General features: G+C 55.3%; 5 protein-coding genes. 1 reads left to right on the forward strand and 4 read right to left on the reverse strand.

Features of this window, described 5'->3' with window-relative positions; genetic code table 11:
* On the forward strand, nucleotides 1–190 hold a 190-nt coding region (locus RTY00_RS22265; RefSeq protein ID WP_312666294.1), incomplete at its 5' end, for a hypothetical protein.
* On the opposite strand, the gene RTY00_RS22270 is transcribed toward RTY00_RS22265, so the two are convergent.
* The 4 genes from RTY00_RS22270 to RTY00_RS22285 form a co-directional block, all read right to left on the reverse strand.
* Complete coding sequence (locus tag RTY00_RS22270) at nucleotides 175–1173, reverse strand: D-cysteine desulfhydrase (RefSeq protein WP_409519161.1); 999 nt, start codon at nucleotides 1171–1173, stop codon at nucleotides 175–177. The genes RTY00_RS22265 and RTY00_RS22270 overlap by 16 nt on opposite strands.
* Before the next feature lie 119 nt (nucleotides 1174–1292).
* Complete coding sequence (fliZ, locus tag RTY00_RS22275; RefSeq protein ID WP_007891377.1) at nucleotides 1293–1796, reverse strand: flagella biosynthesis regulatory protein FliZ; 504 nt, start codon at nucleotides 1794–1796, stop codon at nucleotides 1293–1295.
* 51 nt (nucleotides 1797–1847) lie between these two features.
* Complete coding sequence (locus tag RTY00_RS22280; RefSeq protein ID WP_007891379.1) at nucleotides 1848–2570, reverse strand: RNA polymerase sigma factor FliA; 723 nt, start codon at nucleotides 2568–2570, stop codon at nucleotides 1848–1850.
* Nucleotides 2571–2713: 143 nt separating this feature from the next.
* Nucleotides 2714–3357: HNH endonuclease signature motif containing protein (locus RTY00_RS22285; RefSeq protein ID WP_312666296.1), on the reverse strand; the 644-nt coding region annotated here is incomplete at its 5' end.

Here is a 3357-nt window from a genome sequence, read left to right on the forward strand (position 1 = left end):
AACGCCCGCAACCAGCGCGACCGCCATCATGCCCATCACCATTTGGCGACGAATTGGAGAGAAAGTCATGTTTACCCCATTTATTGTGATGTGTTGTTGTGTGCTTTGTCAGGCCGCCCTCAACGGCGACCGTTTGAATAACCGCTGGATTATAAACCGTTTTTACGTTCTGTCTCAGACCGAAGGGTGATAAGCAAATAACGCCGGCGATCCACCGGTATGCACGAACAGCAGCGGACCTTCACGACGGAAGCGATTTTGCGCAATACCATCGATTAATCCCGCCATCGCTTTGCCGGTGTAGACCGGATCGAGCATGATGCCTTCGAGCCGCGCCAGCAGTTTCACCGCCGCCATGCCTTCTTCGTTCGGCTCGCCGTAACGCGGCGCGAAGTAATCATCCCACAAGGTGATCGGTGCTTTAGCCTGCACTTCCAGCTGCTCGGCTAACGCGCTACGAATGCGTTCCACCACCGGCAACTGCGCCTCGACTTTGCGCGATACGGTGACGCCCACCAGCTCGGTTTCCGGCAGCAACTGCTCCAGACCAATCGCCAAACCCGCGTGCGTGCCGGCACTGCCGGAAGCCACCACCACCGCAGCGAAATCCACCACGCCTTCGCTTTGATGGGCAATCTCCTGCGCGCACTCAACGTAGCCGAGCGCACCAAGCGCATTGGAGCCGCCGACCGGCACAATGTACGGACGGAATCCCTGCGCTTCGAGGTGTTCGGCCTGCGCGGCCAGCTGTTCAGTGGGATTGTTCAGCGCATCGACCATGACGATTTCCACATCCATCAAGTCGAGCAACAAACGGTTGCCGTTGCTGAGGTAGTTTTCTGCTGTGGTGCCAATCGGGTTTTCCAGCAGCGCCACACACTTCAGTCCGAGCTTCGCGGCCACGGCAGCGGTTTGGCGCACGTGGTTAGATTGAATCGCGCCCGCTGTCAGCAGCACGTCCGCGCCTTCGCGCAGCGCATCCGCAGCCAGGAATTCGAGTTTACGCAGTTTATTGCCGCCGAGAGCGACCGGCGTGAAGTCATCGCGCTTAATAAAGATATCGCGACCAAGATAGTCAGAAAGCCGTGGCAAATGCTCAAGCGGCGTAGGTGCACCGAGTAATTCAAGACGTGGGAACTGGTGCAGAAGATGTAAGGACAATGCAGCCTCCATTCGGGCAATGTGCAGTTATCCATACAGTGTTGCAGAAGATGAGAAAAGTCGCACCCGGAATTCACCGCGTGCTGCCCTTGTTGCTGTCATGCTCGACAACAACAAGGGTGGATTCACCATCAGCCCTGCTGCCAGCCTAAAAACTGGTCATATTTACGCAGTGCGATGCGGTAATTGTTATTGCCCGCATCAGGCAGATCGTTCTCCAGACACTCATGCCAGCTATTGCCCCGTAAACGATCGGCCGGGAAATTTTTCGCCTTCAGCATGTCATCAAGCCGACGCAAACGTACCACATACTCACGTATGGTACTGTGGCTCATCTCCGTCTGCTCAAACAGGTATTGCTTAAACGCCATAATGTCGAAGTAATTCGGATGGGTATTACAAAAAATATCGCTGCAGAAACGACACAAGGCGGTCAATTCTGGCTGGAGTTTCATCCACACCTGATCGTCAATCATTTGGTCCATGCGTGCGATGGCCTCTTTATTGATGATCTGGCCGCGAAAGACTAACGCCATACGATCTAAAACTTTGCCACAGTGTGAACAATTGCTTTGGCTGTGCTTATAGTCTTTAAGATAGCGACTTAAAGGTCTGGCTTTAACTTTGGCTCCCATTGCTGAGTCCCCGGTTTTATTGTTTTTTTCGATCGCCAGGAACTGAGTCTGTTAGCGCGCCCCCGATAATCGGGCACGCAGGCGTTTGATCGCCTGACTGTGCAGTTGGCTGACGCGGGATTCCCCCACTTCCAGCACCGCGCCAATCTCCTTCAGGTTCAGTTCTTCCTGGTAGTACAGTGTGAGCACGAGTTTTTCACGTTCAGGCAACGCCTCAATCGCTTCAATTACGCGGTCACGTAGGTTTCCTTCCAACAACTGATGAAGCGGGTTGGCTTCCTCATGCCCCTCCGTCACCAGCTCCGCACTGTCGCCGTGTTCTTCCCGATACTCGTCGTAGGAGAAGAGTTGGCTGTTGTTGGTATCGAGCAGAATCTGCCGATACTCCTCCAGCGAAACATTCAGTCGCTCAGCCACTTCCTGCTCAGTAGCCGAGCGCCCCAACGCTTGTTCTACCTGATGCATGGCACCTGCTACTTCGCGCGCATTTCTGCGAACGCTGCGTGGTGCCCAGTCGCGGCTGCGCAGTTCATCCAGCATTGCTCCCCGGATACGCTGCACGGCGTAGGTGGTAAAGGCGGTGCCCTGTAGCGCATCGTAGCGCTCCACGGCATTTAATAAGCCAATGCCACCGGCCTGCAGCAGATCGTCAAGCTCAACGCTGGCTGGCAAACGTACCTGCAGGCGCAACGCTTCATGCCGCACCAGAGGAACGTAGCGCTGCCAGAGCGAATGTTTATCCATCACGCCATCGGCGGTATAGAGATCGTTCACGTTGACTACCCTGCGTTAGTAAAGTTATCGGCATGATTATCCAATTCTGTAGGGGTTTTGATTGGCAGAATAGGCGGGCAAAAGCGAGGTTATTTCAAATTTGTTATGGATGGCGGTGGATCGCACCGCCATCCGCGCGGGCGTTAGCGCATATTACGCAGTCTTTCCCGCGTGCCAGGCGGCACCGCGTCCCATAATTCGCAAACTTTGCCCTCAAGTGCCTGATAAAAAGGGGTAATCAACGCTTCAGTTTCCAGCGCAGGATTAAACAGCACCTGACCGGTTTCCGCGTTGATGCTTATCATTTTGTTGATAAACAACCGCTGCAGGTCGCTGCGCAGGAATAAGCCATTATCTGCGCTGTTATCCGCCAAAAAGCCCTCTTCATTCTCTTGCGTGTCGATGTAGCAGGCTTCCACCCACGGCCAGCTGTGACGTTCGGTCAGTTGCGTGCCGGTGATGATGCAGGCGCCGTAGCGCGCTTTCACCGCCGAGGTGAACTCCGCCTGGCTGGAGCGCTGCAGCACTTTGGCTTTCACACGGCGTCCGACTTCGGTGCCGGGCATCACGCCGCTCGGCACTTTGTATTGCGGCGTGCTCAACACCACCAGAAACTGGATTTTGCGCGACAGCGGGAAGCACGGATGCGCCTGCGCATCGAACAGCTGCCAATACTCATCCTCTTCGGTCTGCCGCATCAGCACCAGCTTAAAGCCCCGGCTGTTGAGCAGATTCTGTGCCGCTGCCGAATTGGGATCGAGCATGGCAAACACCTGGGTTTCGCCGA

This window comes from Pantoea sp. CTOTU49201 (assembly GCF_032054795.1).
Taxonomy (GTDB): Bacteria; Pseudomonadota; Gammaproteobacteria; order Enterobacterales; family Enterobacteriaceae; genus Pantoea; species Pantoea symbiotica.